This window comes from Dictyoglomus sp. SSW (assembly GCF_055181335.1).
In genome coordinates this window covers 624,460-638,991 of the sequence record NZ_CM143705.1, presented here as the reverse complement: position 1 = coordinate 638,991, position 14,532 = coordinate 624,460, and the positions used below count along the sequence as shown (strand labels likewise).

The 14,532-nt window shown below is 29.2% G+C and carries 15 protein-coding genes; 10 read left to right on the top strand and 5 right to left on the bottom strand.

All coding sequences use genetic code 11. From position 1 onward, the window contains the following. Positions 1 to 23 precede the first annotated feature (23 nt). Positions 24 to 1,628 carry an outer membrane protein assembly factor BamB family protein gene (locus ACY3JM_RS03005; protein WP_463111679.1) on the top strand — a complete coding sequence of 535 codons (1,605 nt, stop codon included), beginning with the start codon at positions 24 to 26 and terminating at the stop codon, positions 1,626 to 1,628. A gap of 427 nt (positions 1,629 to 2,055) precedes the next feature. Here ACY3JM_RS03005 and ACY3JM_RS03000 read toward each other — a convergent pair whose 3' ends face one another. Further along, positions 2,056 to 2,274, bottom strand: a complete 219-nt coding sequence (locus ACY3JM_RS03000) for a hypothetical protein (protein WP_463111678.1) — start codon at positions 2,272 to 2,274, stop codon at positions 2,056 to 2,058. Positions 2,275 to 2,361: 87 nt separating this feature from the next. Beyond that, on the bottom strand, positions 2,362 to 3,603 hold the full coding sequence (locus ACY3JM_RS02995) for an ABC transporter ATP-binding protein (protein ID WP_463111677.1): 1,242 nt from the start codon (positions 3,601 to 3,603) through the stop codon (positions 2,362 to 2,364). Positions 3,604 to 3,813: 210 nt separating this feature from the next. Between ACY3JM_RS02995 and ACY3JM_RS02990 the strand changes: the two genes are divergently transcribed. Genes ACY3JM_RS02990 through ACY3JM_RS02950 form a run of 9 tightly spaced genes read left to right on the top strand, consistent with a single transcriptional unit; the run spans position 3,814 to position 10,518 of the window. Next, positions 3,814 to 4,002, top strand: coding sequence for a hypothetical protein (locus tag ACY3JM_RS02990; RefSeq protein ID WP_463092307.1), 189 nt, complete (start codon positions 3,814 to 3,816; stop codon positions 4,000 to 4,002). 50 nt (positions 4,003 to 4,052) lie between these two features. Continuing rightward, positions 4,053 to 4,235, top strand: coding sequence for a hypothetical protein (locus tag ACY3JM_RS02985; RefSeq protein ID WP_463111676.1), 183 nt, complete (start codon positions 4,053 to 4,055; stop codon positions 4,233 to 4,235). 35 nt (positions 4,236 to 4,270) lie between these two features. Continuing rightward, entirely contained in the window at positions 4,271 to 4,417 is a 147-nt protein-coding gene (locus tag ACY3JM_RS02980) for a hypothetical protein (protein WP_463111675.1), read from the top strand. A 45-nt stretch (positions 4,418 to 4,462) separates the two neighbouring features. Continuing rightward, on the top strand, positions 4,463 to 5,737 hold the full coding sequence (locus ACY3JM_RS02975; RefSeq protein WP_463111796.1) for a radical SAM protein: 1,275 nt from the start codon (positions 4,463 to 4,465) through the stop codon (positions 5,735 to 5,737). Positions 5,738 to 5,739: 2 nt separating this feature from the next. Further along, complete coding sequence (locus ACY3JM_RS02970) at positions 5,740 to 6,984, top strand: radical SAM protein (RefSeq protein WP_463111674.1); 1,245 nt, start codon at positions 5,740 to 5,742, stop codon at positions 6,982 to 6,984. A 6-nt stretch (positions 6,985 to 6,990) separates the two neighbouring features. Then, complete coding sequence (locus ACY3JM_RS02965) at positions 6,991 to 7,926, top strand: ABC transporter ATP-binding protein (protein WP_463111673.1); 936 nt, start codon at positions 6,991 to 6,993, stop codon at positions 7,924 to 7,926. Position 7,927: 1 nt separating this feature from the next. Continuing rightward, the gene (locus ACY3JM_RS02960) at positions 7,928 to 8,659 is read left to right on the top strand and encodes a hypothetical protein (RefSeq protein WP_463111672.1); all 732 of its coding nucleotides are present in this window, start codon (positions 7,928 to 7,930) and stop codon (positions 8,657 to 8,659) included. Between the two features lie 16 nt (positions 8,660 to 8,675). Then, positions 8,676 to 8,912, top strand: a complete 237-nt coding sequence (locus ACY3JM_RS02955) for an ABC transporter transmembrane domain-containing protein (RefSeq protein ID WP_463111795.1) — start codon at positions 8,676 to 8,678, stop codon at positions 8,910 to 8,912. Further along, complete coding sequence (locus ACY3JM_RS02950) at positions 8,905 to 10,518, top strand: hypothetical protein (protein WP_463111671.1); 1,614 nt, start codon at positions 8,905 to 8,907, stop codon at positions 10,516 to 10,518. The genes ACY3JM_RS02955 and ACY3JM_RS02950 overlap by 8 nt, the downstream gene beginning before the upstream one ends. Here ACY3JM_RS02950 and ACY3JM_RS02945 read toward each other — a convergent pair. From ACY3JM_RS02945 to ACY3JM_RS02935, 3 genes are all read right to left on the bottom strand, one after another. Further along, a complete protein-coding gene (locus tag ACY3JM_RS02945; protein ID WP_463111670.1) occupies positions 10,502 to 12,223 on the bottom strand; it encodes an ABC transporter ATP-binding protein in 1,722 nt (573 codons plus the stop codon). The two genes, ACY3JM_RS02950 and ACY3JM_RS02945, sit on opposite strands and share 17 nt — an antisense overlap. Positions 12,224 to 12,397: 174 nt before the next feature. Beyond that, positions 12,398 to 13,027, bottom strand: coding sequence for a class I SAM-dependent methyltransferase (locus tag ACY3JM_RS02940; RefSeq protein WP_463111669.1), 630 nt, complete (start codon positions 13,025 to 13,027; stop codon positions 12,398 to 12,400). Between the two features lie 2 nt (positions 13,028 to 13,029). Continuing rightward, complete coding sequence (locus tag ACY3JM_RS02935) at positions 13,030 to 14,388, bottom strand: FAD-dependent oxidoreductase (protein WP_463111668.1); 1,359 nt, start codon at positions 14,386 to 14,388, stop codon at positions 13,030 to 13,032. Positions 14,389 to 14,532 lie beyond the last annotated feature (144 nt).

Here is a 14,532-nt window from a genome sequence, read left to right as displayed (position 1 = left end):
AAACAAAATGGGGGTGAATTAACATGGCTAAAAAATTAATCGTTACAGTTATTATATTATCTATACTAATAATATCTGGATGTGCAAAAACGGAAATTTCTCAGAAAAAAGAGCCATTATTGGAAATCTTAGAAGAAAATAAAATTAATACTTACTTACAAAAAATTCTTAAGGATATCTATGCCACAATAAACTACTCTTGGAAATTAACAAAATCCGATGAAGGGGCTACTTTATCAACCCCTTCTGAATTACCAAGAATTGCCGTAAAATCTCTTGAAATAAAAACGTTTGGATCTTTTACACCTCTTGTTGAAGGAGAAAAAATATTTTTGGCAGATAGAGGTGGAAAGGTTTATGCAATAAACGATTACACAGGAGAAGTGATATGGGGAGTAGAGGTATACGATGATAGAACCAACTTAGGGCCAAAATGGAAAGCCTTAGGTCTTTTTAGATTTGTAACAGCTTATGGATTAGGTAATCATCTTTATGTCGGAACTTCATCCTCTCCCTCTGGTGAAAAGAGTGGTTTCCTTATTGCCTTTGATAAAAATACAGGGAAAATTATTTGGAAGGTTCCTTTAGAGGCAGAAGATAAAACAACATCAGATCTATCCGTATCTTCAAACCTTCTTGTAGTAAATGAAAAAATATTATTAGGTTCTTCAGGTCCGGATGGATACGTTTTTTGTTTCAATAATAATGGAAAATTGCTATGGAAAGATAAAATAGGTGGAATAGTAAGAGGACTTGCCTATGGCGATGGGATTGTTTATGCAGTTTCAGAGCCAAAAACAGAAATACATGCCTTTGATGTAGAAACTGGCAAAAAAATTTGGGTTTATAAACATGAAAATATGTTAAGCACCCCTATTTTTAAGAACGGTAAATTAATCCTTATTGACTCCTCGGGAAATCTATTAATTTTATCATCTGAAGGAAAATTATTATTGAAAAAATTTTTAGGTTTAGGAGGAGATGTTAATAGTAATTCTTATTTGGCTTGTGGAGATTATATCTATACCCCCAGAACCTTAGGAGAGAGACCATTAAATCTTTATGTTATTGACTTTAATGGAAATATTATTGGGGAATTTAAGTTAGAAGAAAATGAGAATGCAGGATCCCCAGTTATCTCAAGAAAGATGGTTTTATTGCCAGTAGTGGGAAAAGATTATTCTAAAATTTACTTCTTATGGAATGGAATACACAAAATTGATGAATATAAGTTTAAATGTGAGGAAACATACATGCCAAAATTATGTGTTGCATATGGGAAAATATATACAATATTTAATTATGACAGAGCAAATCGCATATTAATAAAATTTGAGGACAAAGAAAAGCCAGAAATTTTAAAAGTAGAAGAAATAAAACAAAATGGAAATATTGAAATTAAAGTTTTAGCAAAAGACAATCAAAGTGGAATAAACAGAGTTTTAGTTTTTTATAAGAAGGACTCAGATTGGGACTACAAAGAGATGGAACTTGCAAGAAAATATTTTATAGAACCTATAGGAGGATACGGTTTTAATGAGGAAGAATATAATGTAAAAATTCCAGATGTAGAATATTTAATTATTGTAATAGATAATATAGGAAACTTTACTATTTATCAAAAATAAGATTAATTGTTAAGTAACATATTCGCCTATATCTTTTATTTTTATTTTTTCGAAAAGAAAATATTAAGAAAATATATTCCAGGGTTTATTAAATAAAATAAAAGAATTTGTCATCTCTAAAATTAGACCCTACTGATCTTTTTTTGACTCCTTTCTTTCATTTCCTTTAAAACCTTAAAAATAATAAAATAAAGAGAATTCTAAGATAAAAAACAAATAAAATTACTCAAAAAGTCAATGGGGATCTCTTTATAATTCTCATTAAATCTCCTCCTTAAATTATAAGTTTCGAAATTAAATATACATATCTTTAAATTTATCTGCAAAAAAGAAAAAACATGAAATATAATTAACATACTCCAATACTCAAAAATAATTATACTCCCCAAATACCAATATAAACCTCATAAAAAGCACTTCCACGTGTCTATACAACACAGGAGCTTACAGTACCATACGAGCAATTAGAAGGCCTTGCACTAACAAACATACTCGCAGAAGATAGAACATGAGCACTTACAGATATAACTTTACCAGTGCTATAATCATAATAAAAACTACCAAGAAGAGTTAATGTCCTACTAAACACCCAATATCCTGCATTATTACGATATTCCTTATAATCATATAAACTACCATATCTCATCCCTGAAGAAACATTATATTAGTAATATTTTTTAGCTTTGGTTTATAACTTTTCCATTTAATGAAATTATTATTTTCTTTTCTTTTCCTAAAACTTTTGCAGCATAATATGGGATATGATTATGCATGTCTTATCTCTCATAAACCTCTCAATATATTTATAAATCTTTCTCTCAACTGTCATATCAACTTCCGATGTGGCTTCATCAAGTATTAAAACATGTGGCTTCTTTAGTACAGCCCTTAAAAAGGCTATTATTTTCTTTTGTCCACCTGATATCTTTGCTCCTCTCTCTCCTATTATCGTGTTAAGTCCATCTTTAAATCCTTCCATAAAAATATCATAAAGCTCTGCTGTCTTTAAAAGATTAATGATTTCTTCATCCTTCACTTGTGGTATCGCATAGCCTACATTGTTTCTCACACTGTCGTTAAATAAAAATACATTTTGAGAAACAATACCAATTTTTTCTCTAAGAGATGACAGTTTTATGTCCTTTATATCTATTCCGTCTATTACAATTTCTCCCTCTAAAGGGTCATACATCCCTAAAAGTAACTTTATTAAGGTACTTTTTCCAGATCCATTAGGCCCTAAAATCACTACCTTCTCCCCTGGTTTTATGTGTAAATCTATCCCTTCTAAAACTTTCTTCTCTCCATCGTAAGAAAAAGAAATATTCTTAAATTGTATGTCTCCTATTAAATTTTTAAGCTCTATATTCCCTTCCTTCTCTTTCTCTGCTTCTAATATCTCTGATACTCTTTGAAGAGAAACAAAAGCTGGATACAAAGATAAACTAAATGTAGCCATACTTTGAATTGGACCATAAAGCTTTTGCAGGTATCCTACAAAAGCTAAATAGCTTCCAATCGTAAAAGAACCCTTTATTATATCCATCCCTCCTACCCATAAAATTAAAAGACCACCTAAAGCGATAATAACAAAATTTAACTCTCCAAAAATGGTAAAAAATATACTTTGTAATAAATTCTTCCTGGCAAGACCTTTAAATTCCTTTTTTACCTCTTCAGCTTCCCTTTCCTCAGTCCCAAATAGCCTCACAACCTCTACTCCTGAAACTTTCTCTTGTATCTTTCCCATAATATTTGCTGATCCCTCAAGAACATCCTTTGTCGCTGATACTAATCCTAAGGAAAATGCCCTTATAACTACATAATAAGCTGGAAGTATGGAAATAGCATAAAAAGTCAATTTTAAATTAAGATACATTAGCATTAAAAGGGCAAATACAAACTCAAAAAATCTTATCATCTGATTTATCACTGTAGATGAAAAGAAAAGACCAAGACCTTCCACGTTTTTCACTCTCTTATTTACACTATTTCGTGTAAAAAATATTTTTGATAAATTTTTAGGGATAAATGAAAATTTATGAAAAGGGATATAAATATAGTTTTATATTTAAGATAAAGACTATACTGGGGAAAATGAAAAATTGGAAAGTCATATTGATGAATATAAAATTTTATAGCAAAAAGGATTAAAAAGAGTAGCTTCTAGAAGGGGGAGTGAAAAATGGAAGTTATAGTTAAAAATCAAGAGATTAATTCTGTGAGTAGGTGGTGTGTATTTTTATGTGGAGCAGGATGTGGAGGTGGATGTGCAATAGGTTGTATGGGAGATACTCCAGGAATACCAATTGCTGATGTTATTGCTTCGCTAAGAGTTAGTTATTTTTCTTATAATTTAGCACAAAGATTTTAGGGATTGTTTGTTTAAATACCACTGTATAATAACACGGAAGGAGGGTCCATATGGAAATAATTAAAAGCAATACAGAAAAAGGATTTTGGAGATGCTTTGTAATATGTATGAGTGTTTGTGGGGTAGGATGTGCATTAGTGTGTTTATTAGATTCTGCATCACCAGTTTCTGATTTAGTAGTGTCCCAAAGAGCATCTCAAACAGGGACTACTGTTGGAGCTACTTCAAAGTAGTTTTAAAGAGTTTAATAAAACAGGAGAAAGGGATAATGGATTCACTGAGGTTTATTGAGTTTTCTACAGAGAATTGTGAGTATATTTATGATGATGTATTGGGAATCATTTTTCCTAAAGATAAGTACGAACATTTAGTAAAGGAATTAAATAATTATTTAGGTAATTGTCTTGACAATTGAGATTCGAAATATAAATATTTCGAAGAGTACTATGGTAAAAATGATATTTTTATAATTGAAGAAATAAAAGATTTTCTAAAACGAGATGGTTTTAGACAACTAATTTTAAATGTAACTGATGACTGTAACATGAAATGTAGATATTGTTATTATCATTCTGGATTTTATGATTATGCCCCTGTAGTAGAACATAGATCTATGAATATTGGGATTGCAATTAGAGCTGTTGATTTTTTTTTAAATAATATTGAAATTTACAGAAGGTATAATCCTTTCAGAAAGCCAGCAATAACTTTTTATGGTGGAGAACCGTTGTTAGAATTTGAGTTGATAAAAAATATAATAGAATATATTAAAAGTAAATATCATAATGTCGATGTCTTATATAATATGACTACAAATGGTATTTTGTTAAAAAAAGATATTGTGAAATTCATGGTAGAAAATAATGTTAATATAGCTGTTAGTCTTGATGGATATAAAGAGAATCATGACAGAAATAGAGTTTTTGTAAATGGAGATGGAACCTTTGATATAATAATGGCTAATTTATCGGAAATACGGGAAAACTATCCTAATTATTTTTATAATAATCTTTCTATTTTAGTTTGCTATGATTGGAAAACAGATTTATTTAAAATGGAAGAATTTTTTACGATTCATAAGAATGAATTACCTCCCCTTGGAAGAATTTCATTAGTATCTCCTTTTTTTACCAATTATTACGTTAGAAATTTTAGCAAAGGAGATTTTGAATCATATAAGAAACAATTAAGTGAGATCAAGAAAAAATACTTTAATCTAATAATAGATAGAAAAATATCACCATTTTTAGAAATATTTATAGGTAGTAGTTATAGACAATTATTACTAATTGAAAAAATTACAAGATCAAGGCCTGTATTCATATTATACACATCAACATGTATACCTGGTTCCAAATTGTGTGTAGATGTGAATGGAGAGTTTCATGTTTGTGAAAAAGTTAATTATAGTTTTCCAATAGGTGATGTATATAGGGGGATAGATTATAACAGTATTGTAAAGATGTTAAGGGAGTATAAAAAATGTATAATGGATAGTTGTAAAAATTGCCCTATAACCCGTTTATGTTCTATGTGTTTTGCTACTTTTATGAAAGATAGAACTTTTGATAAAGACCCTCCAGAAATTTGTGATAGATTGATTGACGAAGTAAAAAAAGAGTTGTCAGAATTATATAAGATTTTAGAGGAAAACCCAAGTTTCAATGTTGTTCTAAGTAATTTAAATAAGAAGCATTGGAAGAATATGTTTACTTTTATAGATTGTGAGTTGTAATTATGATTAATAATTACTATTTGAAGCTAAAACCAGAAATACATTATGTTAAGGGAATAAGAAAAGGAGCTTTATATGATCTTATCAAGGGTAGGTTAATAAGTCTTGACGAAAAAAAGGGTAAATTTATCGAGTTACTTGAAAAGAATTATAGTTTATCAAAAATAATAGAAATGGGAAATTTTGCTGAATCTGAAGTTGTTAATTTATTAGATTTCCTTTTTAGGGAAGATATAATAATAAAATGTGATAGTAAAACATACATAGACAAATATACTTATGGATTTCCTAAATTTTTGTTAGGTCAACCTTTGTTAAAAGTTCCTACGTTAGCCACAGCATATATTGAAGTATGCAATATTTGTAATTTGGAATGTTATTTTTGTAATGCTCCTAAATACTATGGATGTTTAGCTTGTACCAAATCAAATACTGATGACAATGTTTTAAAAGATAATATCTTTGAAATATTGTCATATTTAAATGATTTAAATTGTAAAAATATCGTTCTATTTGGTGGTAACCCTTTCTTGGATATAGAAAGCTTAAAAAATATTTGCCTTTTACTTATGAAATTTAATTTCCAAAAAATTATTGTATTGACAAATGGTTTTGAATTAAATAATAAGGAGGTTATTGATCTGATAAGATATTATAATTTACATATTTTCATTACTATTTTTTATCCTTTTAATATTTATGAAAGACTCTCAAAAGGTAAATATAGATTTAGAGAAGTATTAAAGAATATATTGAAATTAGATGAAACAGGAATAAATTACAATATAAGTTTAGTTTTGACTAAGAGTGTAAACATTTCTAATATATTAGAACAGTTAAAAGAAGACTTTGAAAGAAAAGATATCAATGCAATTCCCATATACTGTTATGATTTTTCATTGAGTAAAGATTTATTAAATCCTCCTTCAATTGCCGAATATGAATTAATGAAAATTTATAATCCATGCTTATATGGTAAGATAACTATAACCTACGATTGTAAATATCTTTTATGTCCTCTAATTAAAGACTATGTTTTGGGAAATATCAAAAATAAAGAGCTAATTGATATTTTAGAGGATTTAGAAAAATATTATAAAATTACAAAAGATAAAATAGAACCTTGCAAATATTGTGAATTTAGATATGCATGTTTGGATTGTAGGGCATATGAAGTTTTGAGAGGGAGCTCATTATATAAGACAAATTATTGCAATTATAATCCTTTATTAGGAGAATGGAGGTAGTTGGAAATGCATAATTATGTTGTCTACTGCGAAGGTTTAACCAAAAAATATAAAAGTAAGAATAGTGAAGTATTAGCTCTTAGCAGGGTTAGTTTTCACATAAAAGAAGGAGAGATATTTGGATATATAGGGCCAAATGGTGCAGGAAAAACTACTACTGTAAAGATACTTTTAGGACTGCTAAATTATGAAGGGGTAGCTAAGCTTTTTGGAACAGAGGTTGTTGATTTAGGGAAGCAAAAAGGAAAGATAGGTTTTATGTTGGAAGAGAGAGGATTATATGATTGGTTTACTGGTTATGATATGTTAGAATTTTATGCTCTTCTTTATGATATTCCAAAGTGTATAAGGATAAAAAGAATAAAAGAAGTATTAGAGTTAGTGGGTTTATCAGATAGGGCAAAAGATAAAATTAATACTTATTCTTTGGGTATGAGACAGCGATTATGTTTTGCAAGAGCTTTATTGAATGATCCTTATGTGCTTATCTTAGATGAACCTACCTTGGGTTTAGATGTTGATTATCAGAAATTGATAAAGTCTTATATTAAAGATTTAGCAAAAGAAAAAGGAGTTACTATATTTATTACATCCCATAATCTATATGATATATCTCAGCTTTGCGATAAGATCGCTATTATAAACAAGGGTAAAATTGTAGCATATGGTTCCTATGAAGAAATGCAAGATATATTTGGTAAAAAAGAGGTGTTGGTAAGGATAGATAAAAGATTGAATGAGGTAGAGAGAGATTTGAAAAATTTAGATTTTATTGTAGATCTAAAAGAGAGTAATGGTGGTATAAGAATATCTATTTCTAATAAAGAAAAAATACCTATATTAATAAATTTTCTAACAGAGAAAGGTATTAAGATTTTTGGTATAGAAGAGGTAAAAACTCCTTTAGAAGATATATATTTAGCCTTAACAAAGGAGGAATGATATGAAAGCTATATTATATAAAAATTTGAAGAATGGAATTTTTAGGAGATCATTTATATTAGCCTTAATGCCCTTTGCACTATTAATACCAATTTTAATTGAAGATAAGTATTCTATCTTATTCTCTCCCGAATTTAAAAACATGGCTATAGTTCTATGGGAGAAAATGATTTTTTATATACCATTTTTGTTTGCAATATCTTTTGGCAGCTATCTAATATGGGCAAATATATTTTCAGATTATTATTCTAAAAATATCTCAGTTTTTTTAGCAACCCCATTAAGACCTATAGAGTGGTGGTTAGGAGAGGTTTTATCTATATCTATTATAGTTTACTTAGGAAGTTTAATCAGTAGTTGTTTACTATATATTTTATTTTTGATTAATGGGGTTTCTCTATCTATTAACATCTTTACAGTTATATACTTTACCATCATAGTTCCTGTGTTTATATTAGGAATTAATTCATTTATGGGTTGTTTAAGTATAATGTTTGGGGGTTTTCTATTCATGAGATCCATAATATCTTACTTGTTTATTATTCCAATGACTTTCTTTTTATGGTTTTTAAATAATTATGTATTCGATTTTGAGAACCTTAATAATGCTAAGTTGAGTTTTATACCTCAGATGAGTCTAATTTTCTTTATTGTGGGAGTAATTCTTATTGTCATTTCATATATGCTTATAAGAAAAATAGATAATGAGAAGATAGTAACTAAAACAGTCTAAAAATGAGCAGTGAGAACTGAAATATTACTTTTTTTATCTTTGGTTATCTTGTAGTAATTTCTGCGATATTACACATAGGAAGGACCATTTTTCAGGGATATCAAGTTATTATTTTGCAAAGGTAAGCCAAGAAGTATTATCAAGTCTAAAGAGTGATTTATTTAGAAAGATTTTAAAGCTACCTTTTAGATTTTATGATGAGGCTCAGACAGGATATATATTAGCAAGAATAGGAGAAGTGGAAAATGAATAGAAAGACCCCCATCGTAGTAGACATAATCTCTAAATATGGTTCTTTTTCCTTGCCTTTTCTTTATTTTTCCCTTGAACATGAGAAAATAACATCTCCTTGTAAATATTATCTCCTTACCCTTAAACATATCTGGAATGGAAAATACCAAAAAGCTCTCTCTACAGTACAAAGGGGATTAACCCTCTGCAAGAATAATAAAACTCTCTATTTCCTTCTTCTATCTCAAAAACTTCTTATCTTAAAAAGAACTAACAAAAATAAAGAGGCAGATAATTTGTTTTTAAATCTTAAAAGAAATTTTACCAAAATCCCTAAGCATGCAAGAAAAATTGTTGCTACAACTCTTCTTAATTACTTTGCTTCATATATTCCTTACTCTAAGTTCTCTAAATTCCGTATCTTTGGAAAAATATATGAAGAAGATAATTCTGCAAAAACCTTTATTCTTATGGGGAAAGCAAAGGAGGAAATTAAAAAGAATAATCTTAGAAAAGGTGTAACTTTATATCTCGAAGCTTACAAAATTGCAAATCTAATACCTCATCCTACAGGCATCATTAATACTTTAAATGATTCTTCATGGTATCTTAAAGATTTACATCCTAAAATCTCTTCATATCTTTCCAATAAACTTGCCTATTTCCTTGGATTTTACAAAGAAGATTTACATAGATTTTTATATGTCCTCGATACAATATTTAAAGTACAATACATAAATTCAGACCTTAATATTTTTGAAACCTCTGATATTCTCGTATCTCTCGAAAAATCTTTAAATAAGCTATACCTCTCTGATGACAAATTAAAATATTATAAAGATACCATTGAGAGTGCTAAAAATTTTAAATTCTTTTATAATAATCTGTCTTACAATAAATCCAAACTTATTAATACCATTCTTTTAAAAGACTTACTTAAAACTAAATCGAAAAGAATAAAAAGCTCTACTATAAGAAAATTTCTTAAAAATAAGGACTATTATATGATTGACTTTGAAAATTCTCTTCCTATAATCCTTGAATACAAAAAGTTAAAAATAAATGAAGATTTTTACAATATATATAACCATTTCTATGAACTTTCAGATGAAACTAAAATTATTTTGTTCATCTCATCCTATATGGCACTTTTTAATAGAAAGAAAAATTTTCCATATCTTACCAAAAATGTTTTAATACTCTTTGAACTTTTTTCAAAAAATTGGAAGAACTTCTTCTCAGAATTTAAAAATAAATGGGAAATTAAAAGGTTTATCTCTTTTATGGGAAAGGACATTCATCCTTTCTTCTTAGCAAGAAGAACCCTTGCTGAAAGTTTTATTAATAACCTTTCTCCCAAAAATAGAAGTAAATTTATTAATTTCTACTTATCCCTCCCTGAGAAAGATAGAGAAATTATTGATATCTTTGTAAGAAATTATGTTAGATACAATAGAAAATGGGAATTTGATATTCCCCTAATATCAAATGGTTTGAATAATTTCATCGAAACTTATAAACTACAGAAAATTCCTTCCTATCTCTCTTTCTTTTCTTTTGATAAAAAGGAAAGAAAAAAATTTCAAAAAATAATTATTAGGATGAACAAAATTAGCAATTTTTGTTGATTAACTCCACTTTAATTATTCTCCCCTTATCAAGATAAACCACTTTATCAATTATTTCCCAAGGAATCTCTCTATGGGATATGATTATGCATGTCTTATCTCTCATAAACTTCTCTATATATTCATAAATCTTTCTCTCAACTGTCATATCAACTTCCGATGTGGCTTCATCAAGTATTAAAACATGTGGCTTCTTTAGTACAGCCCTTAAAAAGGCTATTATTTTCTTTTGTCCACCTGATATCTTTGCTCCTCTCTCTCCTATTATCGTGTTAAGTCCATCTTTAAATCCTTCCATAAAAATATCATAAAGCTCTGCTGTCTTTAAAAGATTAATGATTTCTTCATCCTTCACTTGTGGTATCGCATAGCCTACATTGTTTCTCACACTGTCGTTAAATAAAAATACATTTTGAGAAACAATACCAATTTTTTCTCTAAGAGATGACAGTTTTATGTCCTTTATATCTATTCCGTCTATTACAATTTCTCCCTCTAAAGGGTCATACATCCCTAAAAGTAACTTTATTAAGGTACTTTTTCCAGATCCATTAGGCCCTAAAATCACTACCTTCTCCCCTGGTTTTATGTGTAAATCTATCCCTTCTAAAACTTTCTTCTCTCCATCGTAAGAAAAAGAAATATTCTTAAATTGTATGTCTCCTATTAAATTTTTAAGCTCTATATTCCCTTCCTTCTCTTTCTCTGCTTCTAATATCTCTGATACTCTTTGAAGAGAAACAAAAGCTGGATACAAAGATAAACTAAATGTAGCCATACTTTGAATTGGACCATAAAGCTTTTGCAGGTATCCTACAAAAGCTAAATAGCTTCCAATCGTAAAAGAACCCTTTATTATATCCATCCCTCCTACCCATAAAATTAAAAGACCACCTAAAGCGATAATAACAAAATTTAACTCTCCAAAAATGGTAAAAAATATACTTTGTAATAAATTCTTCCTGGCAAGACCTTTAAATTCCTTTTTTACCTCTTCAGCTTCCCTTTCCTCAGTCCCAAATAGCCTCACAACCTCTACTCCTGAAACTTTCTCTTGTATCTTTCCCATAATATTTGCTGATCCCTCAAGAACATCCTTTGTCGCTGATACTAATCCTAAGGAAAATGCCCTTATAACTACATAATAAGCTGGAAGTATGGAAATAGCATAAAAAGTCAATTTTAAATTAAGATACATTAGCATTAAAAGGGCAAATACAAACTCAAAAAATCTTATCATCTGATTTATCACTGTAGATGAAAAGAAAAGACCAAGACCTTCCACTTCTCCTATTCTTGCTAATATATATCCTGTCTGAGCCTCATCATAAAATCTAAAAGGTAGCTTTAAAATCTTTCTAAATAAATCACTCTTTAGACTTGATAATACTTCCTGGCTTACCTTTGCAAAATAATAACTTGATATCCCTGAAAAAATGGTCCTTCCTATGTGTAATATCGCAGAAATTACTACAAGATAACCAAAAAATCTAATATCTTTATTTCCTAAGAATACATTGTCAAAAATAATTTTAGAAATATAAGGAATGGGAGTCGCAATTAAAGATGTAATTAAAAGAAACAAACTTGCAATAATAAAAGTTCTTATATGCTCCTTAATATAAGGAAAAAGGATCTTAAGCTTTGAGTAATTTATCTTTTCCTGAGATAAAAAAGGAATATCTGAATCCTTTTTATTCATCATTACACCCCTCTTACATTGATGTTAACATAATTTAGGGCCTTCTTTATTATAAATATATCAAAAACTATATGACTTTTAAATTTTGTAGGGATGAAAAAAATCACTTTCGTTGTTTATAAAAGGTATAGTTTATTACAAAAGATTAAGTTAAGATTATAAATAGGTTAATAGTGATTAAACAGATTTTTCCGCAGAAATAACCACAAAACTTCCCTCTCCAAAACCCTCCTTTGGTTTTTCTACCTCTTTAATATCCTCTAAATGCCTGAAGAGAGTTTGATAAAAAGTAAAATTCTTAAAATTATATTTCTTTAACAAATCTACAATTTCTTCTACTGAATAAAAATTAGCATATTTATAAAATTTATGTCCCTTTTCCTTTTTTTCTTGGTAGATTTTTCCAAGATAGCTATTTTTATCAATAATTCCTATAATTATCTTTCCTCCATCTTTGAGAACTCTTCTTGTTTCCTTTATCACCTCATGGGGATTTTCCACGAAACATATGGTAATAATAAGAGCTACATAATCAAATTTCTCATCAGAAAAGGGTAAATTCTCCCCCCTCCCTACAAAAGCCTTTATTCCCCTCTCTTTTGCAATACTTAGCATATTTTCAGATGGGTCTATCCCATATTCTATACCTAAGATTTCTGCAAATCTTCCTGTTCCAACTCCTATTTCAAGCCCTTTTTTACCTTTTGGAATAACCTTCTTTAAAGCTTCTACCTCTGAGAGATAGACCCACTTATTATCTTCATACCATTGATCATACTCTTTAAAAAACTCGTTAAATATCTCCATATCTATTTAGATAGAAATATTTTATTTATCGCTTCTTGGGCTGACATAACCACATGGTATACAGTGGGAGCACAAGTCAAATATGGATGAGTGGCCATTTGTAATGTCTCAAGTTCGGAGGCAGTCATTCTTTGCTGAATAGCAACACCTATTAGATTAATTAACTCAGCAAATGATGTTCCGCCAGCTACTTGTCCACCTAAAAGTACTCCAGAATATTTTGAAAAGATAAGCTTAACCTTCGTTTTATTAACACCAAGAAGTGTCCCTGGATGCTTATCAATACCATCTACCGAACCCACTACTACTTCAAATCCTTCTCTTTTGGCACTATTCTCAGTTAGTCCAGCAGAGGCTAATACTAAACCGTCTATATAAGTTGAATAAACAGCAATAGTACCTTTATTTTCCCTTATCAATTTTATTTGATATAAATTAGCTCCTGCTATCCTTGCCTCTGCAGTAGCAGTAGAAGCAAACATCACAGGTGTATTCCTACGGGTATAGAAATCTCTTTTTAAAGCACAATCACCTATAGCAAATATATCAGGATCTGAAGTTCTCATATATTCATCTACCCAGATAGCTCCATTATTTATAGTCTCTAAGCCCATCTCTTTTGCTAATGAAGAATTCGGTACTGCACCAATTCCAAGAATTACAACATCTACCTCGATCTCTCTTCCATCTTCAAGTTTTACCTTTCTTACTTTTTCATCACCCAGAAATTCCACTACCTTAGCATTAGTGAGAATATTTACTCCCTTGGACTTTAATTTTTCCTCAGCTAATATTGAAAACTCCTCATCAAAGGATTGGGCTAAAAGACGGGGGAGTAATTCAACCAAATATACAGTAATCCCTTCTAATTTAGATATCTCATCAGCTACTTCTACGCCTATAAATCCACCACCAACAATAAGAACATTTTTAGCTTTTCTTACCTCTTCTACTACTGTTTTAAGATAATCTAAATCCTTATAAATAGGGAAAATATTTTTCTTCTCAATACCAGGAATTTTAGGAATGATAGGAAGTGAACCCATAGCAAGCACTAATTTTTCATAATAATACTTATCACCATTTTTTGTCTCCACATATTTCCCTTCTCTATCAGCCTTTACTACCTCATCCACAATTACTTCTATTCCAGCATTTTCAAGAGACGTAAACCCCATTTTATTATCTTCTGGATTTTTCAAACTATAAAACATATAGGGAATACCGCATGGAACTACACTGTTCTTAACATTTTTTATAATTTTAATCTGCTTATCAGGATAGTATTTTTTAGCAGTTGAGGCACATACCATACCTGCAGGACCACCACCAACTATTAATACATCTGTTCTTTTTTCCATAACTTTAACCTCCATCCTATATTATTTTTTAAATAGTTTACCATAGATATAATTATTTGATAAATAAATTAATTTTGCAATAAAAATTATATCTAATATTAAACATTTATGTTAAAATATGCTAAAATAAAATTCAAGATGAAA

Bases quoted from the DNA above. Each gene is read 5' to 3' on its own strand.
- ACY3JM_RS02935 (WP_463111668.1), bottom strand. From the start codon at position 14,388: ATGGAAAAAAGAACAGATGTATTAATAGTTGGTGGTGGTCCTGCAGGT.
- ACY3JM_RS02945 (WP_463111670.1), bottom strand. From the start codon at position 12,223: ATGATGAATAAAAAGGATTCAGATATTCCTTTTTTATCTCAGGAAAAG.
- ACY3JM_RS02950 (WP_463111671.1), top strand. From the start codon at position 8,905: ATGAATAGAAAGACCCCCATCGTAGTAGACATAATCTCTAAATATGGT.
- ACY3JM_RS02940 (WP_463111669.1), bottom strand. From the start codon at position 13,027: ATGGAGATATTTAACGAGTTTTTTAAAGAGTATGATCAATGGTATGAA.
- ACY3JM_RS02985 (WP_463111676.1), top strand. From the start codon at position 4,053: ATGGAAATAATTAAAAGCAATACAGAAAAAGGATTTTGGAGATGCTTT.
- ACY3JM_RS02960 (WP_463111672.1), top strand. From the start codon at position 7,928: ATGAAAGCTATATTATATAAAAATTTGAAGAATGGAATTTTTAGGAGA.
- ACY3JM_RS02980 (WP_463111675.1), top strand. From the start codon at position 4,271: ATGGATTCACTGAGGTTTATTGAGTTTTCTACAGAGAATTGTGAGTAT.
- ACY3JM_RS03005 (WP_463111679.1), top strand. From the start codon at position 24: ATGGCTAAAAAATTAATCGTTACAGTTATTATATTATCTATACTAATA.
- ACY3JM_RS03000 (WP_463111678.1), bottom strand. From the start codon at position 2,274: ATGAGATATGGTAGTTTATATGATTATAAGGAATATCGTAATAATGCA.
- ACY3JM_RS02965 (WP_463111673.1), top strand. From the start codon at position 6,991: ATGCATAATTATGTTGTCTACTGCGAAGGTTTAACCAAAAAATATAAA.
- ACY3JM_RS02970 (WP_463111674.1), top strand. From the start codon at position 5,740: ATGATTAATAATTACTATTTGAAGCTAAAACCAGAAATACATTATGTT.
- ACY3JM_RS02990 (WP_463092307.1), top strand. From the start codon at position 3,814: ATGGAAGTTATAGTTAAAAATCAAGAGATTAATTCTGTGAGTAGGTGG.